Source organism: Alkalibacterium sp. f15, from assembly GCF_049389645.1.
Classification (GTDB): Bacteria; Bacillota; Bacilli; order Lactobacillales; family Carnobacteriaceae_A; genus Alkalibacterium.
This window is the reverse complement of the sequence record NZ_CP186540.1, coordinates 1532097-1557429: the sequence shown is the minus strand read 5'-3', so window position 1 is coordinate 1557429 and position 25333 is coordinate 1532097. Positions and strand designations below refer to the sequence as shown.

Sequence of the window (25333 nt, the reverse complement as noted above, 5' to 3'; positions counted from 1 at the left end):
TTTCCCTCCAAAGTTGTTTTTATACGCTCTTTATCTTAACACTTATAATCGAAGAATTACAGTAGACTTGGCTATTTTCCTTTTTACTTACTGTGGTTTTTCAGGAAGCTGCCAGTCAATGGGCGCTTGTCCCATACTTTCCAAAGCTTCATTTGTCTTGGAAAAAGGTTTTGATCCGAAAAAGCCTCTGTAAGCAGATAGCGGACTCGGATGCACCGAGGTGATGACCACATGTTTTGATTCATCTATCATTTTCCGTTTGGATTTGGCTGCATTTCCCCATAAAAGAAAGACGACCGGTTTATCTCGTTCATTTAGTGCACGAATGACGTTATTTGTTAAACTTTCCCAGCCTTTGTTCTGATGAGAATGGGCTGTCCCTTTGCGAACAGTCAATACCGTGTTGAGCAGCAGAACGCCTTCTTCTGCCCATTTTTTCAAGTATCCATGCGAGACGGGGGAAATACCTAAATCAGTTTCCAGTTCTTTATACATGTTGCGCAGTGAAGGAGGAATCGCGGTGTCGGGATTGACAGAAAAACTTAGGCCATGTGCCTGATTTTCACCGTGATAAGGATCCTGGCCCAGCAAGACGACTTTAACCTTGTCATAAGGGGTCCACTCAAAAGCCTGCCAGATATTTTCTTCTTTAGGATAAACATATTCTGTCCGATATTCTTCTTTTAAAAATGTTTTCAGTTCCTTATATGATTCATTTGCTGTCGCTTTTTCTAAAATTGGGCGCCAATCATTATTGATAGGTGTCGACATATTTTCATCCTTTCATGTAAAAGTTATGTAAAAATGTACGAAATTCATACAAAATCATGCGCTTTGAAATTATTTTTGGTATGCTACTCATAGATGAGTATGAACGAGAGAAAAGGAGTAGACCAACGTATGATAAAATTAATTGTTTCTGATATGGACGGCACATTACTGAACGAAGAAATGGACATCAGTCAAGCTAACATCTCTGCTATCAAGCGGGCGCAGCATCAAGGCATTCACTTTGCTATTGCAACAGGACGTGATTTCCCGCTTGCATTCCCTCTGCTGGAAGAAAATGGCATAAAGTGTCCATTGATTGCTCAAAATGGTGCGCAACTTTTTGATGAGAACGGCAAAAACATGTATAATCGCGGCTTGGAAAAAAGCACGGTAAGAAGCATGCTGTCTGTTTTCTCAAAATACACCGACATCCATGAGGAGCTCATGACAAACAAAGGAATCTTTTCTGACAGCAAAGAACAACGGCTGGAGATGGTGACCGCCATGTTGTACGACATGAGCCCTGACACCTCTATCGAAGAAGCTCAGGAAAAAGCGGCCGAGTGGGTGGATAAAATGGCTATCACATTCGTCGATGACTATCAGGAAATTGTCGACGATGACAGTGCCATCATTCTTAAAGTATCTGTTCATTCAAGAAAAGGACGTGACGTGCTTGGTCCGTTGAAAGCTGATCTTTACCGCACTGTCCCGCGTTTAGCGATCACGGCTTCCAGCAAACGCAACTTGGAGATCAACCACGAAGGTGCTCAAAAAGGCATTGCTGTCTCTCAATTAGCCAAACAACTGGGTATCAAGGCTGATGAGGTCATGGCTCTAGGAGATAACATCAATGATCTATCCATGTTGAAGTGGGCAAAATACTCGGTTGCGATGGCCAACGCAGAACCCGAAGTGAAAGAGGTCGCCCGATATGAAACATCCAGCAATCGTCAAAACGGTGTGGCTGAGGCTATTTCCCGTGTGCTGAGCGGAAAGTTTTATACAGATTAACTCACTCATGACAATCTTCAACCACTAGTTTCTTTTTAGTGGTTTTTTTTTGCACTATTTAAAATCTAATTCTCTTTGCTGATCCATGGCGGCAGAATCGAAATAGCTTTGACCAATTTTTCATTGGCCGAACGATCGGCCAGACGTCTCGCTCTTCGGTCCTGATATTCCCCACAAACCATCTGTTCTTCATTTGATTCCGAATGAATATGCGGTAGCGTCTGATCTTTACTTAGTCCGACGATGACAAAGGTGATAAAACTTGTGGCCGCAATATACCGCTCACCCGTCAGTAACTCTTCCCCCAAAACTTTCGCAAAGACTTCAACGGACGTGCGGCCAGCTCCGGTGACATACGTTTCTACACAAACGGAATGCCCCGGTCTGACAGGGTGGATAAAATGCAGTTCATCCATCGAAGCCGTCACGATATCGTTCGTTCGAGCAAACCGGGACACGGATATTGAAGCCGTATCGTCAATGTAACTCATCAGCTTTCCACCGAATAATGTCTGGTGATCGTTCAAATCGGGCGGGAGAATACGATGGGTCTGCACGACTCTTGTTTCGTTACACGTAATCCTTGATTTTGTATCTTCCATTACTTTATCCATCCTTTTCAATACTGTAGTTTATCTATTTCACCCTTTTCCTCTTTTATCAATTCACTGAACCGATGGGTGATGTGGGCAGTGTATCCCCAAAGGTAATGCTCCGTTAAATCGTAAAATGGAATGCGTTGATTGATGTTCCGCCATTTGTACTGATTCCCGCCAGAGATCAATTCAAATGGGAAATTATCGTCCCGTACCATCTTCAACCTGACTTCATAATATTTGGGCTCATGGTTCAATAAATAGTCGAGTGGTATAGTAAAAATATCCGCTACCTCTTCATTCGGTTTCAAATCGACCACATCACTGTCGGGCAGCCAGCCTACAAAACACTTTATGATATGTGTCTGCGTTACAATATAATCCATTTCTCCTAATACCTGTATCGCGCTTTTGTCGATCCCGAGTTCTTCTTCCATTTCTCTAGTGGCTGCTTCAAGGAATGACTCCTCTCCTTCCACAGCTCCGCCTGGAAATGAGGTTTCTCCCGGTTGAGATACACGTCGGCTACGGACTTCATACAGCACGTGAATCGCATCATCCACTTTGATTAAGGGTAGCAGAACCGCATATTTTTTTTGCTTCGTAATGGCATCTGACTGATGACCCGCCATTATTTCCATTATTTTATCTATCATCATTTTTTCCACCTACCTAAATCATGTTCAATTTTGTTCATTATAACAAATCCGATTTCCTTAATCGAATAGGCTCTATCCTAATTATTCACCCGTTCGAGTTAGCCGCTGAGACGAGCTGAAAGAGCGTCGACCCAACCGCTGATCGTCTCGTCAAAAACAAAGTCGAAATACGTATTCAAAGGTGTCGCCCCTTTAGTGATCAAAGCACTTTTGCTTCCAGTATAGTCATAGATCAAACCGGCTGCAGGATAGACATTTAAACTTGTCCCCATAACGAACAAGATATCCGCTGTTTTGAGGGCCTGGATACTTTTATTGAGGACGTCTGTATCCAGTGCTTCCCCATACAAAGTGATAGCCGGACGGGCCCACTCCCCATCGAAACTTAACCCCTCTTTATTCAGACTGGTTTCATCAAACCTTCCCATTGCACCTGATTGGGTGATCACATTGTTGGCATTGCCATGCAGTTCCAGAACATTCCTGCTGCCCGCTTTCTGGTGCAGGCCGTCGATATTTTGAGTAATGATCGTCACATCGTAGCCTATATCTTCCAGATGCTTCAAAAAATGATGCCCTTTATTGGGTAGAGCCTGCGGGTACAGTAATTTTTCTTTGTAAATGCGGTAAAATTCCCTGGGGTACTCATCAAAAAACGAGCGACTCAACACTTCCTCCATGGGGACCCCTTTATTTGTCTGTTCGTTGTAGAGACCTTTGGCTGATCTGAAATCTGGGATGCCGCTTTCGGTCGACATTCCAGCTCCAGTAATGACAGCAATCTTCTGACTCGGTTCTAACCACTCAGCAACCTCTTGTAAAGCATCCATGCCAACCACTCCTATACGATAAGATTATAGTTATAGATTATTTTGCAGATTCTCTCTATAACCATTATACTTGTGACGTAAAGAAATAATACTATTTCTTTTGCAAACACTCCCTAAAAAAACTAGGAATGAACCCTTGGAGGTTAAATGATGAATCAACCAAAATTAACATTAACAATAGCCGGAAATGACGCAAGTGGCGGTGCGGGTATTGCCGCTGATTTAAAAACATTTGCAGAGTTCGGTACGTACGGCATTGCTGCTTTAACGACCATTGCTACGATGGATCCAGCTAACAACTGGAGTCACGGTGTCACAGCCATGAGTGCGCAAGTGGTCAAAGATCAGCTCATCACGGCTTTCGCCGGACCCAGTATTGGTGCCGCCAAAACAGGCATGTTGCCTAACGCAGAAGTCGTTGAAGCGATTGCTGATCAAGTCGAACAACACCCGGAAACAGCTCTAGTGGTCGATCCAGTGATGATCTGTAAAGGTGAAGATCAAGTATTGAATCCTGAAAATGTGGAAGCTATCAAGAACCGCCTGATCCCATTGGCTACAGTCACCACACCGAATTTATTTGAAGCCGGCCAGCTTGCTGAACTCGGTCTTCTTTTCAACCTGGAAGATATGAAAAAAGCTGCAAAAATCATCCATGAAAAAGGGGCTAAAATCGTCGTTGTCAAAGGCGGAAAAGCTCTCGCCGGTGACGAAGCCATCGATTTGGTTTATGACGGGAATGAGTACCTCACTTTATCCTCTAAAAAAATTAAAGATGCCAATAACCATGGTGCCGGATGTACCTTTGCCGCGGCCATTACTGCCGGAATCGCTCAGGGACTGGAACCGATCGAAGCCATTAAAAAAGCTAAAATCTTTGTAACTGAAGCGATCGAAGCCGGATTCAAATACAATCAATTTGTGGGACCTGTTTTCCATAGTGGTTACCGCTTAAACAGACAAGACAGTATTTAGTTTTCACAGGTTACAGTTGGTCTCCTTCTCTCGTTATTGTAGATAGAGAGGAGGTAGACTATGGATACTCAATTGACCCTTTTCACCACGGCGCTGGACATGATAGCGAATGTCGGTTTCCCCATCTTCATTTCCTTATTTTTGCTGCACCGGATGGAAAACAAAGTTGATGCGATCGTTGTTGCCTTGAAAGAACTGACGGCAGTCATGTCGCACAGTCACAAATAATACCGCAAAAAGAGTGCAGCCATTCAGTCGCTGCACTCTTTTTGTCCTAGTCTCTCTTCTTCATTTTCAGAGAGACTAGTGTTATAATAAGAGTGAAATAAGGTTCAAAGATACGAACTAGAGGTGATATAAAATGGTTCGCTTATTCATTAAACAAGAATACATGTCAAAACAAAACCGGCTGATTGTAACAGATACTAAAGGACAAGAGGTTTATTTGATTGTCGGCAAATGGGGGCGCGTCGGTGACAAGCTCTCGGTCTTTTCTTTGTCTGGTGAACGTCTCATAGATGTCAAACAGGTCATTCTATCTCTCTTTCCTAAATTCCGCTTGTTTAAAGATGGCAGAAAAATTGGCTCCTTAAAAAAACGACCGGGACTCAGAGGAATTAAAAATCCATTTTTCACCATCACCCGCTTGAATTGGATAATCACTGGTAATTATGAAAAACAGCAATTCACGGTAAGGCGTTTTGGAAAGAAAATTGGAACGATCGATAAGAGTGTTACCCACATGGGCGATTTATATTGCGTTGATTTTATCAAGGAACAGGATATCCCAGTCGCGCTGGCGATAGCTGTCCTTCTTGATCATTATGCTGATAATAAATCAACTGTCTTGAAAAAATACCAGCAGGAAAAATACAGTTTAAGTTTCATGCATCCAATATGGATGAAAATAAAGCGGAAATTGTGGCCAAAAGTAAAAATCAAATAACTTAAAAAAGCCTCGTAACTTACTGGAAATCTTCCGGTAAGTCACGAGGCTTTTTAGTTTAGATTTGTTTCTGCATGTGGTCGTAACGGTGATCCGCTAAAACGATTTCTCCAGTCTTTTTGAACCCTTGACGCTCATAAAGTTGCTTGGCACGTGGATTGTCGTGATCGACATTCAGACCGACAACTTTCATCCCGGCAGCTCGGGCTTTATTGTAAGCCCCTTCCATCAGCTCTTTTCCGATTCCCTGGCCTCTGTACTTGGGACTTGTTACGAGTGTATCCAGATACCATTCACCTTCGAATGTTTCGGAATCGGTGAAGGTTTCGAATAATGGAAGCTCATATTCTTTTAAAATCCTTTCGAGCGGTTCATCAACGTCATCGCTCAACCCACCTTTATATCCAAAACAAAAGCCCGCTACATTTCCATCCACTTCTTTAACAATAGCATTTCTGAAGCTGTGTCGGTAATTATCGCGTTTTGCTGCTTCGACTAACGCAGGTTTCAACTCTTCCCAGCTTACTTTTTCCATAATGGGAAGGTCCATATCAATCAATATTATCTTGAACAACTCAATAATATCTTCAGCATCTTGTTTTTTTGCATCTCTAATCATGTTTATTCTCCTTGAGTACACTGTTTACTTAACTGTTTGTTTGATTCGTTCAGCCACTTTAACAGGGATACCCAGATCTGTCAATTCTTCTATTTCTGCTTCTTTAAGTCGTTTCATGGATTTAAAGTGACGCAAGACTTTTGTTCGTGTTTTCGGTCCGACGCCTTCAATGTCATCCAACTGACTCGTAATACTGTTCTTCCCACGTACATTACGGTGAAAAGTGATGGCAAACCGGTGAACTTCTTCCTGGATACGCTGAACCAGGTTGAACGCCCGGCTCCTAGGGTTTAAAATAACCGGTTCCAGCTCATTTCCAAAGATCAAGCCGGCAGTCCGGTGTTTTTTGTCTTTGACCATCCCGGCAACAGGAATATCCAGTCCGAATTCATTCTGCAACACGTCGACCGCTGCATTTACCTGCACTTTTCCACCATCCATAAGAATCAGATCTGGTAATGGTTTTTTCTCTTTCAATAACCGAGAGTAGCGTCGTCTGATAACTTCCTGAGTCGTTGCAAATTCATTACTGCCCACCACGGTTCTTATTTTATATTTACGATAGTTGTTTTTATCGGCCACACCGTCTTTAAATGAGACCATCGCAGATACCGGATTTGTTCCCTGGATATTCGAATGGTCAAAGGCTTCGATTCGCTCGATGTAAGGCAGCCCCAGCACTTCCGACAGCTCTTCTATGGCCCCTGTTGTTTTCTGCTCTTTCATTTCTAAAAGGCGAAATTTCTGCTTCAAGGCAATCTCGCTGTTTTTCCCTGTCAGTTCAAGCAGTTCTTTCTTACGTCCACGTATGGGTATCATTACTTTTGTTCCCAGCGTTTCTTCAAGCAGGCTGGTATCCACCGTGTCTGGGACAAAAACTTCTTTTGGTTTCTGATTATTTATATCTGCATAATACTGAAGAATGAAACTCATCAATTCTTCCTCAGGGGTATCAAAGATAGGAAACATCGTAGCTTCACGTTTGATCAGAGTCGCCTGGCGGACAAAAAAGACTTGAATCGAGATCCAGCCTTTGTCCATATAATAGTTGAAGAAGTCTCTGGGCGTATAATCATTTGATATAATCGATTGCTTCTCTACCGTCCGTTCAATATAAGAGATCTGATCGCGAAATTCAGCTGCCCGTTCGTAGTTCATCTCTCCCGCAGCTTCTTGCATTTTTTGTTTCAAGTCCCGCTTTATATCGGAAACATTCCCATTTAAGAAAGACCGGATGCGCCTGATCTGGGCTTCGTATTCTGCCGCGGGCACTTCATGGTCACATGGACCGATGCACTGACCGATATGATAATACAAGCAGGCCCGTTTCTGAAACCCATTGCACTTGCGCAGCGGGTATATCTTCTGGATCAGCTGCTTTGTCTCTGAAGCTGCCCACACGTCCGGATAAGGGCCAAAGTAGTGTGCACCATCTCGTTCAACGTCTGATGTGATGACTAGCTGTGGATCACGTTCGTTCGTTATTTTCAGATACGGATAACTGGTCCCATGTTTCAGCCGGATATTATATTTCGGCTGATGCTTTTGAATCAAGGTGACTTCTAAAAGGAGGGCTTCTTTGTCCGAACCTGTCACGATCGTTTCATAATCCACAATATCTTCAACCAGACGTTTTGTTTTCCCATCGTGTTCACCACGAAAATAGGAACGCACGCGATTTTTTAAATTCTTGGCTTTACCGATGTATATAATTTCTTCATCTTTATTTCGCATAATGTAACACCCGGGCAAATCCGGAAGTAACTGCAGTTTATTTTCGATCAGTTCGTTCGGCAAAAAAATCACCTCCTTCTCATTCACTCTTTGATCGTCTCGAACTTAATCTTTTATCGCTTCAAAAATATATAGGGAATGAAATGAGTTGAAATCAGATTTACCTATCAGTACATCTTTATACTCATAAGGCTGACCCAACCTATGTTCACCCTCTTTTATCGCTGCGTCGATCGCATCCGCAATGTCAGCATAAAGTTGATCGATTTCATCATCAGTTAACTGGCCGTATTTTTCCTGCCAGACATCTAAAAACGCCTGTTCGTCTTTCTCTTTATAAAATTCTATCATTACTTCTTCCATGTTCCATTCCTCCAATCCCGTTATCCTTTTATTCTTAGTCATTTTACCAAAAATGGGAACATTTGTCAGCCTCTCGATAATCCTGATTTCCCATGACGCTTTGCTTTGATCTCAATTCCGACAAAAAAATTAACCGCTTACTTTTTATATGGTATACTAAGAATACATTAACTAAAGGGAGTAGATCAGATGAAGTATAACAAGTTAGGCGACACAGGTCTTGAAATCAGTGAGCTCGGTTTTGGTACTTGGGCGATCGGTGGCAGCTGGGGTCAACATGATGACGAAGAGGCATTAAAAGGATTACAGCATGCCATGGAAGCGGGTGTTAACTTTTTTGACACTGCTGACGTTTACGGTGGCGGTCACAGTGAAGAACTGCTGGCGAAAGCGACAAAAGGTAAAGAAGATTCCATTCATATTGCGACGAAATTCATACGTATGGGCGATATCGATGATCCGAATACTTACAAGGAAGAACAGATCCGCACATATCTGGAAAACAGTCTGCGTCGTTTGAACCGTGAAACGATCGACCTTTATCAGATTCACTGTGCCCCATTAAAAATGCTTAAAGAAACAGATATTTTTCCTATCTTGGATAAACTTAAAAAAGAGGGTAAAATCAGGAGTTACGGTGTGAGTGTTGAGACAGACGAAGAAGGTTTATATGTCCTGAACAATACTGACGCAAGTGCCCTCCAGGTTATTTTCAATGTGCTGAGACAGAAACCGCTGAAAGAACTGTTTCCAAAAGCGCAGGAAAAAAATGTGGGCATCATAGCACGTGTGCCTCTGGCCAGCGGCTTACTTACGGGTAAATTCTCCAAGGATCACAAATTTGAGGAAGACGATCATCGTAACTTCAATAAAGACGGTCAGTCCTTCAATGTTGGCGAGACATTCGGCGGTCTGCCTTTTGAAAAAGGTGTCGAATTAAGTGAACAAGTGGCCTGGATGGCAGCGGATCGTGACAGTCTGGTGCGCGCTGCCCTTAAATGGGTCATGCAGCAAGAAGCAGTCACAAGTGTCATTCCCGGATTCAAGAATGAAAAGCAAGTCATCGACAACTTGAAATCGCTCGATGTCAAAGAATTCAGTCAGATGGAACTAAAACGCATCAATGACTTTTATTGGGAAAACGTCCACGATCATATTCGCGGTCCCTATTAAAATTTACTAATTATTCAAGAAAGTTCTTGTTCTATTTTTATAGAATAAGGGCTTTTTTTGTTGCCGTTGAGCCATGTCAATAGAGAACATCGTTTGTTACACAAATTTAATAAAACCATAGATGTTGTGTATGACTCCATAATTTGATACCATATATAGTATAAAAAGAACAAATGAGAGGAAGTTACACCCATGGAATTTTTACCTACTTCCTACGTAGAAGAATACGTAGCACAGCATCCCAATCCGCTTAATGAACTTGGAGAATTCGTCTATAGCCGCACCTATTCCCGCTGGCTCGAAGACAAAAGCCGCAGAGAATATTGGCATGAAACAGTCAAACGCGCCATTGAATATAATATGGCCTTGGAATACAAACATTTAAAAAAAATCGGCTATTCGATCCATTTGAAACAGATGCGCGAGGAAGCGAAAGAACTCTTTGAATCTATCTATAATACAAAACAGTTTCCTTCAGGAAGAACCCTCTGGCTCGGAAATGCCAACGAAAAAGTGAACAAGAATTTTGCTTTAGGTAATTTCAACTGTTCTTTCTTGTCTATTGAAACATGGGAAGATCTCGGTGAACTCTTCTATCTCCTGCTCGTCGGAACAGGTGTCGGCTTCAAATCACGCAAGAAGATGGCTGAAAAGATGGACCCTATCCGCACGAACACGACACTCCTGCATTCTCAGTACCGCCCAGTAACGATGGAGCAGCGCTTGGAACATACGCAAACGGTCAAAATGGAAAATGGTTTCGCTAAAATTTACGTCGGAGACTCAAAAGAGGGTTGGGTTGAATCGCTCACTCAGTATCTTGATCTGTTGACGAAAAAAGAAAACGAAGATATCCATACCATTAAAATCAGTTACAATAGTGTCCGACCTGAAGGCGAACGCTTGAAGACCTTCGGCGGTACGGCCTCCGGACCTGCCCCACTGCAAGAAATGTTCCAAGGCATCAATAAAGTGCTTAAAAACGAAATCGATCCGCATTTGGATCCAATCAAAATCGACGACAAAGGCTACGGTAAAGTTCGTCCGGTACACATTTTAGATATCGGAAACCTGATTGGCGCAAACGTTGTTGTTGGTGGAGTGAGAAGAACTGCAGAAATATTCTTGTTTGATGCCGATGATCATGAATCCATGTTTGCTAAATATGGGATGAATGGCATCTGGACAGAAGAACAACTTGAACATCATAAAAACATTGGTAAATTATTAGAAAAAGCAGACATGAAACCGCGCTGGTTCGATAACTTGAACGCAGTTGGTGACCGCCGTGAAGGTTTGGATCACCGCCGCATGAGCAACAATTCTATCGCTTTCGAGACTAAACCGTCACGAGATTTCTTACACTTGGTGTTTGAAATGATGCAGCTTGAAGGTGAACCCGGTTTCTTCAATATGGAAGAAGCACGTCGCCGTCGTCCTAACGCTGAAGGGGTCAATCCCTGTGGTGAAATCATTTTAGATTCCAAAGGCGTCTGTAACCTGACAACGATCAACGTCAAAGCTTTTGTTCAGGAAAACGAAGATGGTACGAACAGCCTAGATTTAGAAGGGTTGAAACGTGCCCAGGAGCTGTCTGCGCGTATTGGTCTACGGATGACCTTGACACCGCTTGAAATCGATTCATGGAACGAGATTCAACAACGTGACCGACTCATCGGTACATCTGTGACAGGCTGGAAAGATGCCCTGGCACTCGTTAATGGCACTGAAGAAGATGAAGTGAAGTGGATGAACGAACTGCGTGATGCTTCTCGTAATGCTGCCGATGCTTATGCTAAAGCATTACGCGTTAACGCACCCTTACTCGCAACGACAGTGAAACCTGAAGGCACATTATCACAAGTTGCCGGCGGAGTCTCTCCTGGCGTGCATATGAGCCACAGCCCGTATTACATTCGTCGTGTGCGTATCAATGCAACCGATCCTCTGGTCAAAGTAGCTAAAGAACTTGGCTGGAAGATCCATGCTGAGATCGGGACAAATGGCGTCTACGATCAGAATGAACTGGCAAAAGAAGCGGTTATTGCTGAAGCCAGAACCGTGATATTCGACTTCCCAGTTGCTAGTGGTTCTAAACGTACCAAAGAGGACACCACCGTGGATGAACAGTTTGATACCTACTTCCGTTTCCAAAAAGAATATGTGGAACACAATGCCTCCAATACCATCGATGTAAAACCAGGTGAATGGGATCAGGCTGAACAACGCGTATGGGATGGCTGGGATAATTTTGTTGGCGTATCTTTCTTAAGCCATGATGGCGGGACCTATACTTTGGCCCCTTACGAAGCCTGTACAAAAGAAGAATATGAACAGCTCAAAGCTTCAATGAAACCTTTTGACGCCGCTCTGCTTCACCAGTTCGAAAAAAGCGAAACGAAAGCTGATTTGGAAACTATGGAATCCTGTTCATCAGGCGTCTGCCCAATCAGATAAATTAAGACTAACGACAGAAAGGAGGATGAAAAGTGAGATCTGCACCCTTAAGTAAACAGTCGACGTATTCAAGAGGCCGTACGTACTCTCTGACTCGTATCGCCCTGCTCACGACACTTGTTTCGGTGGGAAGATTAAGCTTTTCTTTTCTTCCCAATGTCCAGCCAATGACCGTGCTCATTGTTTGTATCACGCTGTATTACGGATGGAAAAACGGATTAGCCGTTTCGCTCTTGTCCGTTATACTCACAAACTTTTATTTGGGCATGGGACCTTGGACAATTGCTCAACTCATGGCATATGCTGTTTTAATCGGACTGACACATCTGCTCGAAAATTCGTATGAATCAATACCCACACCTGTCCTGCAGGTTTTCGTCGGGTTTTTAGGACTATTGTATGGTTTAGTCATCTCTCTCGTCCAAGCACCTTTTTTTGGGTGGAATATATTTATTCCATACTATTTATCCGGCCTCATCTACGATGTCATGCATGCCGGTGGGAACGTGATCTTCTTCGCTATGTTATATCCCATAGCCATGGCCGTATTCAATCGCGCAGATCAAAAAACATCAAGTACACAATGGGTCGATGAATTATAAAGGGGAATTTTTATGAAAAAGAAAAGTAATATCTTGCTGTCCGTTGCTATCGCGCTTTTAGCCCTCGCAATTATCCTTTGGGTTTCTGGTCGAGATACGGACTCACAGACCACTTCAGAAGAAACAAATGAAGTGACCGTTATGATTTATGCGAATGATGAAGAATTGGCGAATGATACGCTTGATGTTAATGCCGACATTACTTTAATGGAAATCATGGAAGAAAATTACGAATTAAGTGTTACCGAAGAAGGCTTTATCGAAGCTATCGAAGGCGTCGAGCAAAATATTGAAGAGAACGAATTCTGGGTCTTTGAAGCCAATGAAGAAATGGTGACTGAATCAGCCGAAGACTTTGTTCCTGAAGATGGCGATACCATTCTCTGGGAACTGATGGCGTTTTAAATAGTTGATATTAATATAGAATACCCGGGAAAACAGTTTTCAACCTGTTTTCCCGGGTATTTTTTTATTCTTAGTGACCTATTCTTTAAGTTCAGCTATTATCATCGCTATCACATGCTTTGCTTGCACTCACTTCGACACTTTCAATATCGAAAAGTAATCGTAAGTACCGAATAGCCCCGTATTCGACAGTTAGAGCAGAACTTTCACTCTCTAAGTGTCGAACTTGACCCAACTTCGGTAGTTTCAGGATTATCAGTCGCTTCTAATTACCGAATAGCCCCGCATTCGACAGTTAGAGTAGTACTTTCACTCTCTAAGTGTCGAACTTGACCCAACTTCGGTAGTTTCAAAATTATCAGTCGCTTCTAATTACCGAATAGCCCCGCATTCGGTAATTAGAAGCGCAATTTCAATTTTTAAGCGTCGAACCTGCTCCAAGTTCGACGCTTAAAAAAGAAAAACACAAGGATGAACAGTTTATCCCTAGCATTTAGGGTTACTATTGATTCTTCTCGATCATTTCTCTTTTATAGAATTCTGTAATTTGTTTCATTGTGGGAACTCTTACAAGATGTTCTTCATCCTCTTCAATAAACGTCAAATTGGCTCCAGGGTTTGCCTTTACGAATTCCACGACATGGTCATAAGGAACGACTAAGTCATGGATCCCGTGCCAGAACAGTAATGGCCTCTCACCTAAGGTATCCGGATGCTGAGACAAATCATACCTGGGTACCCAGGCTAATAATGATTCGTAATCCTCCGGGAAAAAGCGGTCCAGCTTGGCGGCATGCTCCAATAAACGTGTCCGGTAGTTTACCGGCTGAGGCGATCCCATCACACAGGCCGCTGCTTGTATCTCAGGATGATGAGTGAGCAACGCACACGTTGTGATGCCCCCCATCGATACGCCACCCACTGCGATCCGGTCATCAACGACACCCAACTTTTTGAAATGATTCACAATGTAGCCAAACTCAAATAAATTGGTTTGAATACTTTGCCAAAAAGTCAGGGATGGAATTTTAGTGATCGGCTGATAACGGTCTCCATGGTTCGCAGCATCCGGAAGCAAGACACGAAAGCCCGCTTCAGCTAATAATCGTCCTTGAGTAAGAACGAGTTCTTTTGCTGACTGCCACCCATGGTAATACACGATCAGAGGCAGCACATCGTTTCTTCTTCGTTCTTCTACAACTTCCAGCAACGGAATTGTCCCTAATGTTCGTTGACGTATCGTTAACTTCATATTTATCACCTCTTAAAATCGTCAGTTTTATTTCTGATTCTGAAAATAATAACGCCACTTGTCAGAGAGCGGTTCGTTGTCGGAGAACAGATCAGGATTTTCCTGGAGTAGCTCTGTCAGCAATTCCGCCGTCTTTTCGGCATCGACCACACGGACAGTGGCGTCTCCAAACGTGCCTTTTTTCATCGCCCCTTCTTCCAGTAAAATCTCTTCGACTTTCCAGAAATGATCGGACCACGAAAGCCCCTGATGGCGACGAGACGGTACATGAACTTTTTCTCCTGAATTCAGGATGCTGTAAAGGTCTTCATGTGTGTCCGTCATTCGTCCTTGAATGCCTACCCACTCTTCTATACCATGTATGAATGTGTTTTTTGTCAAATCTACGCCGACCAGGAGGATATCAGCTTTTCTGTCGAGAAATTTTCCCCAGACAGATTCTCTGTCGCAGGATGTTGCATATTTATATTCTCCTTCGGTAAACTTTTGCGCATCCATGCCTAAAGCAGCAACGGAATGTGTGGGATGCTCGGAACGGTAGACATTTTCACGTTGTCTAAATTTTTCGGTTAAAATCCCCACATTTGAAGGCGAGTTTTTCACATCGAACACCGGATTATCTTTATCCACATATTCCCAGGTATGCGTGGGCAAAACCAGCAATCCCTCTTTCATAAAAGCACTCAGACTATCTAAAACTGTCTCTGGTCCGCCAGTCACTTCGCCAATACTTTTATAAGAAGAGTGAACAAGTAAGGTTCCCTCAGGATTTATCTTCAACTTTTTCAAATCATTTAGCAGCGATTCTTTAGTATGCATAATTTCTCCTCTTTCTCTGTTTTCTATAGTACTGATTAAACAGGATAGACCTGTAAAAAGCAACCGATCTGTTGTACGATTTAATTTAGTTAATTCTTTACAACAAAAAACCAGCGCGTTAAATCTCTGAAGATTTAACGCGCCGGCTATTTATGATAACTGATTTATTTAGTTCAAGACACGAATAGTAACCTGACGTCGTCCCCATTGTAAGGCTTCAGCCACTGTTTTGAAATGAATATCGATGATGTTTCCATTGATTGCGCCGCCTGTATCTCCGGCGATATAAACGCCCATGCCTTCGACTTCAACCATTGAACCCAACGGAATAACAGAAGGGTCTACGGCGATGACACGTGGATTCTTACGCAAGTCAATACCCATGAATGTATGTGTACTTAATCCAGGTTGTTGGGTTGAATAACCTGTTGCTTGAACTTTTAATGTTCTTCCAGACGTTTTCGCCGGTTTTGATTCAGCAGGTTTTGATTCTGTCTTAACGACGGCTTTCGTCTCAACTTTTTTGGGAGCTGACGTTTTAGTCTCGCTGGCAACCGATTTAGATACGACCGGTTTCGTGCTCACTTGTTTTTTAGAAGAAGATGTTGATACTTCTTGTTCGTTCTTAGCTTCTGCCGCTTTTTGTTCAATTCTAGCTTGTTCGGATTCTCTTTCCGCTGTAGCACGTTCAGCGGCTTCTCTAGCTAAACGACGAGCTTCTTCAATCCGTGCCACTTCTGCTGCTTCTTTTTTTACAAGGGAAGACAATTCAGAGCGGTTTTCAAGTATCAAGTCTTGTAAGGAAGCCACTTTACTGTCCAGCGCGTCTTTTTTAACCACAACTTCTTCTTGCTGTTCTTATAATTCCAATCGTGTATCCACTAATTTTCCATTTAAATCAACGAGCTTTTGCGCTTCTTCTTCAGCTAGTTCGATCTGTTGATTGCCGGCATCTGTCAATCGCATGATAACGAGTGCTCGGTTGAACAAATCAGAAATGCTTTCAGATTCCAAAACAGTTAAAACAATATTTTGTGAGACTTCATTGACTTGCAAAGATTGCAGTCGGTCTCTTGCTTGTTCTAATCTCGTTTTAAGTATTTCTTCTTGTTCAGCTATTTCTTTTATTGTTTCATCGATCTCAGCTTCTTTTGTACCAATATTTTCTTCTAAAGTAATTAATGTCTCGTTTAATGTGTTTACTTCCTCTATAACAGTACTAACTTCTGTTTGAAGTGACTGTATTTCCTGTTCTGCTTGTTCTTGTTGATCCTTAATAGTATCTAAAGAATCGGCGGATACAGGTTGAGAATAATTAAAATGTAAAAAAGCTAAACCAATCACAGCAAAACTCAGTATATTTTTTTTCATGATTTAATGGTCAATCCTTTCTAATTTAGGGTTTATGTATAAAATTCGTTTGCAATGCCCCGTTATTATACCGATAAAACCTTTGATGTACATTTCGATTGGCTTACAATTTATTACAGAAAGTCGATAAATAAGATTAATCCATGTATAAAAAAGCTGTTTTTTGTATAAGACGTAATAATGATAGCGCTTACTACTTGTTTGTAATATTATTGTAATGAAGGGTTCATCTTTAGACTTTATGTAGTTGAAAATAGTATAATTAGAAAGTAAGCATCTTTGTTACATTGAAAACTACTAATAAATATAGGAGTGAATCATAATGACAAGAGAACGTTTTGGATTATTAGATGTAGGTTCAAACACTATACGCTTAGTTATCTTTGAAATGGATGATTTTCAAGGGATAACAGAACTTCAGAATATTAAAACACCCGCTCGTCTTGTACAGTACTTAGACACTGAGAATATAATGTCTGATGAAGGCATTGACGTTTTAATAACAGTATTAAAAAGCTTCACTAAAATAGCTGAAAGCTATAATATTAAAGACCTCATTTCCATAGCTACAGCGGCGATCAGACAATCGAGTAATAAAGACGTTATTCTGGCGCGTGTGAAAAAAGAAGTGGATTTGGATTTAACTATTTTATCCGAACAAAAGGAAGCTTATTTCGGGAATTACGCCGTAAGATATACGATGGATATCCTCGATGGTGTGAGCATCGATATCGGCGGAGGTAGTACGGAAGTCACCTACTTCAAAAACAAAGAAATCAAGGAAGCACACAGTTTCCCGTTTGGTACAGTTTCCCTGCAAAAGCAATTCTTCGACGGAAAAAAACATAATGACAAAAAAGCTATCAAAAAAGCCCGTAAATGGGTCAGCGAACAATTAAGAACTCTGGATTGGCTCGAAGATCTTTCCGTCCCGTTAATTGGGATCGGCGGCTCGGCACGCAATTATGCCGAAGTCTATCAACGTCAAACAGATTATCCGATCGCGGGAATCCACGAATATCAGATGCTGGAAAATGATTTAGATGAAACATTTGATCTGCTCGTGAAAAGTTCAATGGAAGAGTTGGGAGATTTAGATGGTTTAAGTGAAGACCGACGCGATATCATTATTCCTGCTGGGATCGTCTTTACAGAACTTATCAACGTGATGCAAGCGAAATCTTTCGCTATAAGTAATCGTGGTTTGCGTGAAGGTATTATTCTTGAACGACTTAATCAGGAATACGATGATGCATATGATTTATTTGGTATCAAGCGGCAAACAGTTCAACGTTTGTTTAAACAGTATGACATTCGCCCTATCAGCGCCCACCAGCGGATTATTTTAGCTGACCGTTTGATTGATTTGATCAGAGAGAAAAGCATACTTGATATCAAAGATGAACACCTTTATCTGCTGCATTATGGGGCCACGCTTTATTATTTAGGCAGTTACATTGAAGATGATTCGAAATCACAGCATACTTTCTATATCATATCGAACACTAATCTTCACGGATTCAATCACAGGGACCGTGTACGCTTGGCACTAATAGCCAGCTACAAAAACCGGTCACTCTATAAACAGTACACGAGCAACTTTAAAGACTGGTATGATAAGAAGGAACTAGATATATTACTTTATCTGGGAAGCATCATTAAATTCGCAGAAGCGTTGAGTGATTCTCATGTCAATTTAGTTCATGACATGGACCTCATTGAGACAGATGACGATAATTACGAATTGTGCGTGACCTATAGCGGTGAAGCTATCGCTGAAGAATACCGTGCTAATAGACATAAAAACCATATTGAACGTGTTTTAGGCAAATCACTTTCTATCACTTTTCAAAAAGAACTAGACGAATCACCCCAAACGGAGGTATAAATATGCAGGGGCAAGACATTTCACTAGAAAATCCAGAATATTATCAGAATAGAGAATTGTCCTGGCTAGATTTTAATGCCCGTGTGATTGAAGAAGCAGACGATCCTTTTAATCCGCTTCTGGAACAATTAAAATTCCTAGCAATTGGCAGTTCCAATTTGGATGAATTTTATAAAATACGGGTGGCAGGTTTGCAAGACCAGCTGAAAATGGGTGTGAGTGAACCGGATACGAAAAAACAATGGTCACCAAAAAAGCAGTTACAGGAAATCACAGTCAAGAATCAGGCTATCGTTAAGCGTCACTACTCTCTTTTTGAGAAAAAGAAAAAGGAATTGGAAGCTCATTCTATCTATTTCACAACCCTTGATGAGCTTTCTGAAGAAGACATGGAACGAGCCAAAGCTATTTTTAAATTCGAGATCGAACCAGCTATCACACCTTATGGCATCGATGCCTATCGTCCTTTTCCTCACTTAAGTGACGGGGTCCTGCATCTCTTTGTACGGCTTGAAAAATCAGGGAACCCTTTTATTGCGATTGTTCCGGTTCCCCAACGATTAAGTCGCCTTTTTTCAATAAAAAGTAAGGAGACAATGAAACTTCTCTTTTCTGAAGATATCATTTACTCTTTCCTGTCAGAATTGTTTAAGGGCTATAAAGTGACCTACTCGTTCGCATTTCGCATCACGCGTAACGCAGATCTGGAAATTCAAGAAGAAGGCGCTGAAGATTTACTCTCAACTATTGAAGATTACTTGGAGAAGAGAAGAAACGGCATGGCTGTCAGATTAGAAATCGATACGCGCAAAACGAGTCAATCCGTCGAGACAGACATTACTTATTTAAAAAAAGCCCTGTCCATCAAACAGCGCGATATATATTTTATCGATGGTCCTCTCGATTTAACGTGTTTATTCGGTACGGTCGATATACTCAAAGCAGCCGGTGTTGGTCTTTTATTTGAAAAATATACACCCGCCTATCCTGAAGTTTTTACAAAAAAATCTATTTGCAGTATGGCTAAGAGTCAAGATTTGTTCTTTCACCATCCTTTCGACTCGTTTCAACCAGTTATTCAGTTTATAGAACAAGCTGTGGATGATGACCGTACAGTTGCCATCAAACAGACGCTGTACCGCGTGAGTCAGGACTCTCCCTTGGTACGATTACTTGAGAAAGCTGCAAAAAAAGGTATTCAAGTCACCGTTTTAGTTGAACTGAAAGCCCGATTCGATGAGGCCAACAATGTGCACTGGGCCAGGAAACTCGAAGAAGCCGGCGCTCACATCTTATATGGAGTGAAAGGCTTAAAAACGCACAGCAAAGCAACTTTAGTGATAAAAAAAGAGGAAAATGGGTTCAGAAGGTATGCCCATCTCGGCACGGGCAACTACAATGAACAAACAGCGAAACTTTATACGGATATGGGACTCATAACGGCCAATAAAGAAATCACCCAGGATGTGTTTGATTTCTTCAACTACTTGAGTGGTTATACTGATCAACCGCCCTACCATTATCTTCATGTTTCACCTTTTGATATCCGCGATGCCTTCATCGAAAACATTGAAAAGGAGATACGTCTCCACAGACAATACGGCAATGGTCATGTTATTGCCAAAATGAATTCACTGACTGACAAAAGGATGCTGCTCAAACTCTATGAAGCGAGTCAAGCCGGCGTGAAAATCGAATTGATCGTCAGGGGCATTTGCTGCCTGATCCCCGGGATTCCTGGTGTGAGTGAAAACATTACAGTCCGGAGTGTTATCGGACGTTTCCTGGAACACAGTCGTATCTATTACTTTTATCACAACGGCGAAGAAAATCTGTACTTGTCCTCTGCAGATATGATGACGCGAAACATGATCAGACGCGTAGAAATAGCCTTCCCTATTTTAAACGACAAATGGAAAAGACATATCATTTCCATATTGAAAATTTATCTCTATGATAATGTCAAAGCTTGGACCGTCAATTCAAACGGTGTGTATGAAAAAGAGAAACCTAATGGCCAAAAAGTAGTCCATGCTCAGAAAGAATTGATGGAACTGGAAAACACAATTAATAATGTACCTGAATTCACATTTATGCAGTGGATAAGGGACTTCATTGCTAGACAAAAATAAAAAAAAGCAGTCTATTTACTCCTTTCGTTTCACATTAAATTCAAGGCGATATGATTTGGTATACTAAGTAAGGAAGGCAGGAGGGAGATAAACAGATGGCTACAATTCAAGATATCGCCGAACATGCCGGGGTCTCATCCGCAACCGTTTCCCGTGTCATTAATTCGAGTGGATACGTTGGCGAAGAGACACGAAAGACTGTGGAAGAAGCGATCAAACAGCTCAACTACAGACCTAACAAGCATGCCCAAATGCTTCGCACAGGCGAGACCAAAAATTTCGGTATCATCAGCACGCAATTCAACGATACGGCTGTGGCACGAATAAACTCATTCATTTCAACAGCTTACTCTGCTGGATACACCACGACTTTGTTTATTACGAATGGCGACAAAAAACGAGAATGCGAAGCCTTTGACCTCTTGAAAGCAAAAGAGTTGGATGGGATCTTCCTTATTTACCGGGCCAATGAATGGGAAGTGCTGGAAAGCTATTTAAAAGATGGACCGATCGTGACCTTACATAATGTGGATACACATCCTATCCCTTCTGTATTTATCGATCATTATGAAGGGACGCAGCTCGCTTTGGATTATGCCTGGGATACGGGCTGTCGACGGATTCTAAATATATACGGAACAGCCAGTGGATTGAATACGGAGCGACGAATCATGGCTTACAACGATTTTTGCTCTTTGAAAGGCATTACCCCTTACGCGTCTGATTCTTTTTTGCATATAGTCTCCGACCATGACGTTGACCGTGTTGTTCAGTGGATCGAAGAACAAGTGGTTAAACCCGATGCCCTCATTACTCATTCCGATAACATTGCAGCCTTAGCTGTCTCAAGACTTGAGAAAAAAGGATATAAAGTACCTGAGGATATTTCAGTTATAGGTTTTGATAATTTATTTATAAGCGATGTCATGAATATGACGACGGTTGATTATGGTATCAAAGAACAAGGTAGCAACGCCTGCCAATTGCTTTTAAAACAACTTGGAAAAGAATCGGATGATTTAGTCCCACTGACTTTCACATTAATTAAGCGAGGAACCACCAAAAATACCGATCGATAAATAAATGACCCCAGTTTTGATTGATAATCAAAACTAGGGTCATTTTCTGTTAAGCCATTTTTTCAATTTCTTTATTTAAGTTTTTACGTGCTCTATTCTGACTGATTTGATGTTGGAAAAGTCCTTTTTTGGGAGAGAATATCAAGATGAGCAACGTCGTTAAGCCGGTTACGACGGCGATCATGCCAGCAATCGTGGTATCAAATAAGAAGGCTAACCTCACACCACTCACACTATTAATAATCGCCATAACTACAGTGATACTAATCATTTTATTCAATGAATGGGTGAGCACATATCCTGAAAGCGCTGGTCCCACCATAAAGCCGACGATCAATATCGATCCGACCGAATCATATGCACCAACTGCTGTCAGTGAAACTAGGGTCATCAAAGCGTAATGAATAAGCAACGGTGAGAAACCTATTGCAGCTGCAAAGGCTGGATCAAATGTCGTGACTTTCAGTTCTTTATAGAAAAAGAAAATAAAGAACGAATTGATGATCAAGATAACTAACATCACCCAAAGTGATTGTGGACCAAGGTCATAACCCCATAAATCCAATCTGCGAAACGGCGCGAAAGCCAGTTCGCCCATCAGTACTGCATCTTCATCCAAGTGAACATCACCGGCATAAAGTGTAATTAAAATAATCGCGATACTAAAAAACAAAGGAAAAACAATGCCTATTGCTGCATCATTGGATACGAGATTTGAACGTTGTATGGTTTCTATCAACCAAACTGTTGCTAAACCAACGAGCGTCGCTCCAATCATTAAGAATGGCGAGTTCAAATCTTGGGTAATGAAGAAAGCTAGAACGATCCCTAGTAAGACCGTATGAGTAATGGCATCGGACACCATCGTTGCTCCTCTCAGAACCAGGAAAACACCGGGTAACGCGCAAGCGATAGCGACTACAACAGCAATTAATGTAATTTCAGTTATCATGCTCATTGTTTAGCCTCCTCTAACTCATCTAAACGTGCCTTGAAACGTTTCTGTTTCTTTTGTCTAGAAATATATTTAGCAACATATCCCTGCTTCGGTGCGAACAGGAGACTGATGAAAACGAAAAGACTGACAACGACTACAATCGTCGGCCCCGTCGGAATACGTTCACCCAACGAGCTGATCAATGTCCCTAATACTCCAGATATGAAACCTATAATGCCGGCCAAAATCATAACACCGCTTAAACGGTGAGTCCATTGCCTCGCGGCGATCGATGGACCAATGAGTAACGCACTGATCAAAATAACGCCCACAGATTCAAGGCCTATAATAATAGTTAATACAATCATCATGGATAAGAGAAATTCAATGATCTTACTTGAAAAGCCTAAAGAGCGGCTAAACATCGGATCAAAGGTATAACATTTGAACTCTTTCCAAAAAACGAAAACGAGTAACAGCAATACCAGGCCCACGCTACTTATTAATTGAACATCTCTCCGCAACATTGCGCTGGCTTGTCCGAAAATAAAACTGTTCAACCCTGCCTGCTGGGCATTCGGATTATTTTGAATCGCCGTTAAAACCACCAGCCCCAATCCAAAGAAGCTGGATAAAACAAGAGACAAGGCACTGTCCAGCTTGACCACCGTTTTTCTCGTCATCACTTGAATGATTGCTGTGGCAATTATTCCTGAAACAACGGCACCGAGCATGAGAAATATTAATTCTTTACGTTGTATAATAACAAAAGCCAAAGCAATGCCCGGCAACGCCGCATGACTCAGTGCATCCCCTAACAAGCTTTCTTTTCGAAGTGTCGCGTATGTTCCGATCACACCACTGAGCAGTCCAATGATACCTGTTCCAAGAGCAACAAGTTGAAAGGTATAATCAGTAAACACAGAAAGAACCTGAGTCAGCATAATTATCCCCCTTCCCCTACATTACGATCGCGGTGATACGTCAGGTCTATATTTTTTTTGTTGAACGTCTGATCAACTGGTCCTGCAGCGATAACTTCCTGATTGATAAAAACGATCTCATCAAAATAAATCTCAACTGTCTGCAGATCATGGTGAACAACGAGTACTGTTTTGCCTTCTGAAACTAGTTTTTTAAGCAGCTTCATGATAATGTGTTCAGTCTTCATATCTACACCGGCTAACGGTTCATCCATAATATAAACATCTGCTTCTTGAGCAAGCGCACGGGCCAGGAAAACGCGCTGGCGCTGTCCGCCCGAAAGCTGACTGATCTGTCGCTTTGCGAAAGTCGGAAGTCCCACTTTCAGAAGCATTTGCTTAGCTATATCCTTATCTTTCTTTCGAGGTCTTTTGAACCAGCCTAAATGACCGTATCTTCCCATTAAGACAACATCACTCACAGTTGTCGGAAAATTCCAATCGACGGATGTGTTTTGAGGTACATAAGCGATTCGATTTTTCAATTCACTATAGTGTACCGCTTTTTGATTTTCGTCTTGATGCGTGACAGAACCCATGACAGGCGACACTAAACCAAGCATGGATTTAATCATGGTTGATTTTCCTGCACCGTTAGGACCGACAATAGCTATCATTTTTCCTTTTTGTAATTTCAGCGATATATTCCATAAAACCGGCTGAGCATCATAAGCCACAGTAAGTTTGTCTATGTTGATTGCTATATCATTCATTGTTTAACTCCCTCTTTCTGGCCATTAATTTTCATTTAAAGCATCTACTATGGTATCCACATTTGACCGATACATCGTTACATAGGTATCCGCATCATCTTCACTGCTTCCTAAAGCATCTGAATACAACTCTCCAGCATTTTCCAATTGATGTCCACGACTGTTAGTCGCTTCGATCAATGCTTCGATACTTCTGGGTGATACCGAACTTTCTACAAAAACTGCGTTTATTTCGTTTTCCACTATGAACGACGCCATTTCACTGATATCGCCAGTTCCGGCTTCCGTACGTGTATTGAGTCCCTGTAGTCCAACCACTTCAAAGTTGTATTCCTCGCCGAAATACTGAAACGCATCATGCGCTGTCACCAGATAACGTGATGATTCCGGTACTTCTTCAACTCTTGTTTCGACGTAATACGCCAATTCATCTAATTCGTCTAAATATTCTGCGGCATTTCTACTATAATTTTCTGCATTATCAGGATCATAAGCGCTCAATTCATCCGCAATGTATTGCGTTACTTGTTTCCATCTTGGAATACTGAACCATATATGCGGATCCACTGCCTGAAAATCACTATCTTCCGGATCAAAAAGCACACTCGCTTCATCTAAAGTATCCGCTGCGATGATTGTTAACACATCTCGTTCTCCTAATTGATCGAAGACTTCTGCGAACCGTTCTTCTAAGGACAAACCATTATAAATAACGACATTGGCTTCTCCCATCGCAATGATATCCGATGTTGACGGTTGATAATCGTGTGGATCCACTCCCGGTCCCATTAAACCTGTAACAGAAACATTTTCTCCACCGATCGTCTCAACCAAATCGGTTAAGAAAGACGTAGTTGTAACGATCGATACTGTTTCGCTATCATTTCGGTTAGTGTTGTTATCTGTACTGCATCCACTAATCAACACTAGCAGTATTGCTATGCTAAACCATCTTAACTTTGTCATATCTATCCCCCATTTGTAATTGCTCAGAGTTGCTTTCTCACATTTTTTA

Annotated in this window: 26 protein-coding genes; 11 read left to right on the top strand and 15 right to left on the bottom strand. The window is 41.8% G+C overall.

Going from position 1 to position 25333, the window contains the following annotated elements; translation table 11 throughout:
- Positions 1-87: 87 nt before the first annotated feature.
- The gene (locus ACO1PF_RS07695) at positions 88-771 is read right to left on the bottom strand and encodes a uracil-DNA glycosylase (protein ID WP_423188487.1); all 684 of its coding nucleotides are present in this window, start codon (positions 769-771) and stop codon (positions 88-90) included.
- Positions 772-900: 129 nt separating this feature from the next.
- On the opposite strand from ACO1PF_RS07695, the gene ACO1PF_RS07690 reads away from it, so the two are divergent.
- On the top strand, positions 901-1785 hold the full coding sequence (locus ACO1PF_RS07690; protein WP_423188486.1) for a Cof-type HAD-IIB family hydrolase: 885 nt from the start codon (positions 901-903) through the stop codon (positions 1783-1785).
- A 65-nt stretch (positions 1786-1850) separates the two neighbouring features.
- On the opposite strand, the gene ACO1PF_RS07685 is transcribed toward ACO1PF_RS07690, so the two are convergent.
- The 3 genes from ACO1PF_RS07685 to ACO1PF_RS07675 all read right to left on the bottom strand — a co-directional run bounded on the left by ACO1PF_RS07685 (position 1851) and on the right by ACO1PF_RS07675 (position 3870).
- Positions 1851-2387, bottom strand: a complete 537-nt coding sequence (locus ACO1PF_RS07685) for an acyl-CoA thioesterase (protein WP_423188485.1) — start codon at positions 2385-2387, stop codon at positions 1851-1853.
- Positions 2388-2404: 17 nt separating this feature from the next.
- Positions 2405-3040 (bottom strand): NUDIX hydrolase, encoded by a 636-nt coding sequence (locus tag ACO1PF_RS07680; protein WP_423188484.1) that lies wholly within the window; start codon positions 3038-3040, stop codon positions 2405-2407.
- A gap of 98 nt (positions 3041-3138) precedes the next feature.
- On the bottom strand, positions 3139-3870 hold the full coding sequence (locus ACO1PF_RS07675) for an NAD-dependent protein deacylase (protein ID WP_423188483.1): 732 nt from the start codon (positions 3868-3870) through the stop codon (positions 3139-3141).
- 150 nt (positions 3871-4020) lie between these two features.
- On the opposite strand from ACO1PF_RS07675, the gene thiD reads away from it, so the two are divergent.
- From thiD to ACO1PF_RS07660, 3 genes are all read left to right on the top strand, one after another.
- Positions 4021-4845, top strand: coding sequence for a bifunctional hydroxymethylpyrimidine kinase/phosphomethylpyrimidine kinase (gene thiD, locus ACO1PF_RS07670; RefSeq protein WP_423190525.1), 825 nt, complete (start codon positions 4021-4023; stop codon positions 4843-4845).
- A 60-nt stretch (positions 4846-4905) separates the two neighbouring features.
- Positions 4906-5073: a YvrJ family protein gene (locus tag ACO1PF_RS07665; protein WP_423188482.1), complete on the top strand. Its 168-nt coding sequence runs from the start codon at positions 4906-4908 to the stop codon at positions 5071-5073.
- 133 nt (positions 5074-5206) lie between these two features.
- Positions 5207-5791 carry an LURP-one-related/scramblase family protein gene (locus tag ACO1PF_RS07660; RefSeq protein WP_423188481.1) on the top strand — a complete coding sequence of 195 codons (585 nt, stop codon included), beginning with the start codon at positions 5207-5209 and terminating at the stop codon, positions 5789-5791.
- 58 nt (positions 5792-5849) lie between these two features.
- Here ACO1PF_RS07660 and ACO1PF_RS07655 read toward each other — a convergent pair whose 3' ends face one another.
- From ACO1PF_RS07655 to ACO1PF_RS07645, 3 genes are read right to left on the bottom strand one after another with little or no spacing between them, the layout of a single operon-like run.
- Entirely contained in the window at positions 5850-6410 is a 561-nt protein-coding gene (locus ACO1PF_RS07655; RefSeq protein WP_423188480.1) for a GNAT family N-acetyltransferase, read from the bottom strand.
- 24 nt (positions 6411-6434) lie between these two features.
- Positions 6435-8207, bottom strand: a complete 1773-nt coding sequence (gene uvrC / locus ACO1PF_RS07650) for an excinuclease ABC subunit UvrC (RefSeq protein ID WP_423188479.1) — start codon at positions 8205-8207, stop codon at positions 6435-6437.
- 42 nt (positions 8208-8249) lie between these two features.
- The gene (locus ACO1PF_RS07645; protein ID WP_423188478.1) at positions 8250-8507 is read right to left on the bottom strand and encodes a hypothetical protein; all 258 of its coding nucleotides are present in this window, start codon (positions 8505-8507) and stop codon (positions 8250-8252) included.
- 189 nt (positions 8508-8696) lie between these two features.
- Here ACO1PF_RS07645 and ACO1PF_RS07640 point away from each other — a divergent pair, with 189 nt between their 5' ends.
- The 4 genes from ACO1PF_RS07640 to ACO1PF_RS07625 all read left to right on the top strand — a co-directional run bounded on the left by ACO1PF_RS07640 (position 8697) and on the right by ACO1PF_RS07625 (position 13144).
- On the top strand, positions 8697-9680 hold the full coding sequence (locus tag ACO1PF_RS07640) for an aldo/keto reductase (RefSeq protein WP_423188477.1): 984 nt from the start codon (positions 8697-8699) through the stop codon (positions 9678-9680).
- 192 nt (positions 9681-9872) lie between these two features.
- Positions 9873-12137, top strand: coding sequence for a ribonucleoside-triphosphate reductase, adenosylcobalamin-dependent (nrdJ, locus tag ACO1PF_RS07635; RefSeq protein WP_423188476.1), 2265 nt, complete (start codon positions 9873-9875; stop codon positions 12135-12137).
- A gap of 32 nt (positions 12138-12169) precedes the next feature.
- The gene (locus ACO1PF_RS07630; protein ID WP_423188475.1) at positions 12170-12739 is read left to right on the top strand and encodes an ECF transporter S component; all 570 of its coding nucleotides are present in this window, start codon (positions 12170-12172) and stop codon (positions 12737-12739) included.
- 12 nt (positions 12740-12751) lie between these two features.
- Positions 12752-13144: a DUF4430 domain-containing protein gene (locus ACO1PF_RS07625; protein WP_423188474.1), complete on the top strand. Its 393-nt coding sequence runs from the start codon at positions 12752-12754 to the stop codon at positions 13142-13144.
- Positions 13145-13646: 502 nt separating this feature from the next.
- Here the strand turns inward: ACO1PF_RS07625 and ACO1PF_RS07620 are convergent.
- From ACO1PF_RS07620 to ACO1PF_RS07605, 4 genes are all read right to left on the bottom strand, one after another.
- Positions 13647-14396 (bottom strand): alpha/beta fold hydrolase, encoded by a 750-nt coding sequence (locus ACO1PF_RS07620; protein WP_423188473.1) that lies wholly within the window; start codon positions 14394-14396, stop codon positions 13647-13649.
- A gap of 27 nt (positions 14397-14423) precedes the next feature.
- Positions 14424-15215, bottom strand: a complete 792-nt coding sequence (locus tag ACO1PF_RS07615) for an AAC(3) family N-acetyltransferase (protein ID WP_423188472.1) — start codon at positions 15213-15215, stop codon at positions 14424-14426.
- 168 nt (positions 15216-15383) lie between these two features.
- On the bottom strand, positions 15384-16055 hold the full coding sequence (locus ACO1PF_RS07610) for a 3D domain-containing protein (RefSeq protein WP_423188471.1): 672 nt from the start codon (positions 16053-16055) through the stop codon (positions 15384-15386).
- Between the two features lie 18 nt (positions 16056-16073).
- Entirely contained in the window at positions 16074-16586 is a 513-nt protein-coding gene (locus ACO1PF_RS07605) for a coiled-coil domain-containing protein (RefSeq protein ID WP_423188470.1), read from the bottom strand.
- Positions 16587-16908: 322 nt separating this feature from the next.
- Between ACO1PF_RS07605 and ACO1PF_RS07600 the strand changes: the two genes are divergently transcribed.
- The 3 genes from ACO1PF_RS07600 to ACO1PF_RS07590 all read left to right on the top strand — a co-directional run bounded on the left by ACO1PF_RS07600 (position 16909) and on the right by ACO1PF_RS07590 (position 21685).
- Complete coding sequence (locus ACO1PF_RS07600) at positions 16909-18474, top strand: Ppx/GppA family phosphatase (RefSeq protein ID WP_423188469.1); 1566 nt, start codon at positions 16909-16911, stop codon at positions 18472-18474.
- Positions 18475-18476: 2 nt separating this feature from the next.
- Positions 18477-20606: an RNA degradosome polyphosphate kinase gene (locus ACO1PF_RS07595; RefSeq protein WP_423188468.1), complete on the top strand. Its 2130-nt coding sequence runs from the start codon at positions 18477-18479 to the stop codon at positions 20604-20606.
- A gap of 95 nt (positions 20607-20701) precedes the next feature.
- Positions 20702-21685, top strand: a complete 984-nt coding sequence (locus ACO1PF_RS07590; RefSeq protein ID WP_423188467.1) for a LacI family DNA-binding transcriptional regulator — start codon at positions 20702-20704, stop codon at positions 21683-21685.
- Positions 21686-21734: 49 nt separating this feature from the next.
- Here ACO1PF_RS07590 and ACO1PF_RS07585 read toward each other — a convergent pair whose 3' ends face one another.
- From ACO1PF_RS07585 to ACO1PF_RS07570, 4 genes are read right to left on the bottom strand one after another with little or no spacing between them, the layout of a single operon-like run.
- Positions 21735-22643 carry a metal ABC transporter permease gene (locus ACO1PF_RS07585; protein WP_423188466.1) on the bottom strand — a complete coding sequence of 303 codons (909 nt, stop codon included), beginning with the start codon at positions 22641-22643 and terminating at the stop codon, positions 21735-21737.
- Positions 22640-23566, bottom strand: a complete 927-nt coding sequence (locus tag ACO1PF_RS07580) for a metal ABC transporter permease (protein WP_423188465.1) — start codon at positions 23564-23566, stop codon at positions 22640-22642. The genes ACO1PF_RS07585 and ACO1PF_RS07580 overlap by 4 nt, the downstream gene beginning before the upstream one ends.
- Positions 23567-23568: 2 nt before the next feature.
- Positions 23569-24318 carry a metal ABC transporter ATP-binding protein gene (locus ACO1PF_RS07575; protein WP_423188464.1) on the bottom strand — a complete coding sequence of 250 codons (750 nt, stop codon included), beginning with the start codon at positions 24316-24318 and terminating at the stop codon, positions 23569-23571.
- Positions 24319-24342: 24 nt separating this feature from the next.
- Positions 24343-25284 carry a metal ABC transporter solute-binding protein, Zn/Mn family gene (locus tag ACO1PF_RS07570; protein WP_423188463.1) on the bottom strand — a complete coding sequence of 314 codons (942 nt, stop codon included), beginning with the start codon at positions 25282-25284 and terminating at the stop codon, positions 24343-24345.
- Positions 25285-25333: the final 49 nt, after the last annotated feature.

Coding starts and splice junctions, on each gene's coding strand:
- ACO1PF_RS07695 (WP_423188487.1), bottom strand. CDS start 771: ATGTCGACACCTATCAATAATGATTGGCGCCCAATTTTAGAAAAAGCG.
- ACO1PF_RS07690 (WP_423188486.1), top strand. CDS start 901: ATGATAAAATTAATTGTTTCTGATATGGACGGCACATTACTGAACGAA.
- ACO1PF_RS07685 (WP_423188485.1), bottom strand. CDS start 2,387: ATGGAAGATACAAAATCAAGGATTACGTGTAACGAAACAAGAGTCGTG.
- ACO1PF_RS07680 (WP_423188484.1), bottom strand. CDS start 3,040: ATGATGATAGATAAAATAATGGAAATAATGGCGGGTCATCAGTCAGAT.
- ACO1PF_RS07675 (WP_423188483.1), bottom strand. CDS start 3,870: ATGGATGCTTTACAAGAGGTTGCTGAGTGGTTAGAACCGAGTCAGAAG.
- thiD (WP_423190525.1), top strand. CDS start 4,021: ATGAATCAACCAAAATTAACATTAACAATAGCCGGAAATGACGCAAGT.
- ACO1PF_RS07665 (WP_423188482.1), top strand. CDS start 4,906: ATGGATACTCAATTGACCCTTTTCACCACGGCGCTGGACATGATAGCG.
- ACO1PF_RS07660 (WP_423188481.1), top strand. CDS start 5,207: ATGGTTCGCTTATTCATTAAACAAGAATACATGTCAAAACAAAACCGG.
- ACO1PF_RS07655 (WP_423188480.1), bottom strand. CDS start 6,410: ATGATTAGAGATGCAAAAAAACAAGATGCTGAAGATATTATTGAGTTG.
- ACO1PF_RS07645 (WP_423188478.1), bottom strand. CDS start 8,507: ATGGAAGAAGTAATGATAGAATTTTATAAAGAGAAAGACGAACAGGCG.
- ACO1PF_RS07640 (WP_423188477.1), top strand. CDS start 8,697: ATGAAGTATAACAAGTTAGGCGACACAGGTCTTGAAATCAGTGAGCTC.
- nrdJ (WP_423188476.1), top strand. CDS start 9,873: ATGGAATTTTTACCTACTTCCTACGTAGAAGAATACGTAGCACAGCAT.
- ACO1PF_RS07625 (WP_423188474.1), top strand. CDS start 12,752: ATGAAAAAGAAAAGTAATATCTTGCTGTCCGTTGCTATCGCGCTTTTA.
- ACO1PF_RS07620 (WP_423188473.1), bottom strand. CDS start 14,396: ATGAAGTTAACGATACGTCAACGAACATTAGGGACAATTCCGTTGCTG.
- ACO1PF_RS07615 (WP_423188472.1), bottom strand. CDS start 15,215: ATGCATACTAAAGAATCGCTGCTAAATGATTTGAAAAAGTTGAAGATA.
- ACO1PF_RS07605 (WP_423188470.1), bottom strand. CDS start 16,586: ATGAAAAAAAATATACTGAGTTTTGCTGTGATTGGTTTAGCTTTTTTA.
- ACO1PF_RS07600 (WP_423188469.1), top strand. CDS start 16,909: ATGACAAGAGAACGTTTTGGATTATTAGATGTAGGTTCAAACACTATA.
- ACO1PF_RS07595 (WP_423188468.1), top strand. CDS start 18,477: ATGCAGGGGCAAGACATTTCACTAGAAAATCCAGAATATTATCAGAAT.
- ACO1PF_RS07590 (WP_423188467.1), top strand. CDS start 20,702: ATGGCTACAATTCAAGATATCGCCGAACATGCCGGGGTCTCATCCGCA.
- ACO1PF_RS07585 (WP_423188466.1), bottom strand. CDS start 22,643: ATGAGCATGATAACTGAAATTACATTAATTGCTGTTGTAGTCGCTATC.
- ACO1PF_RS07580 (WP_423188465.1), bottom strand. CDS start 23,566: ATGCTGACTCAGGTTCTTTCTGTGTTTACTGATTATACCTTTCAACTT.
- ACO1PF_RS07575 (WP_423188464.1), bottom strand. CDS start 24,318: ATGAATGATATAGCAATCAACATAGACAAACTTACTGTGGCTTATGAT.
- ACO1PF_RS07570 (WP_423188463.1), bottom strand. CDS start 25,284: ATGACAAAGTTAAGATGGTTTAGCATAGCAATACTGCTAGTGTTGATT.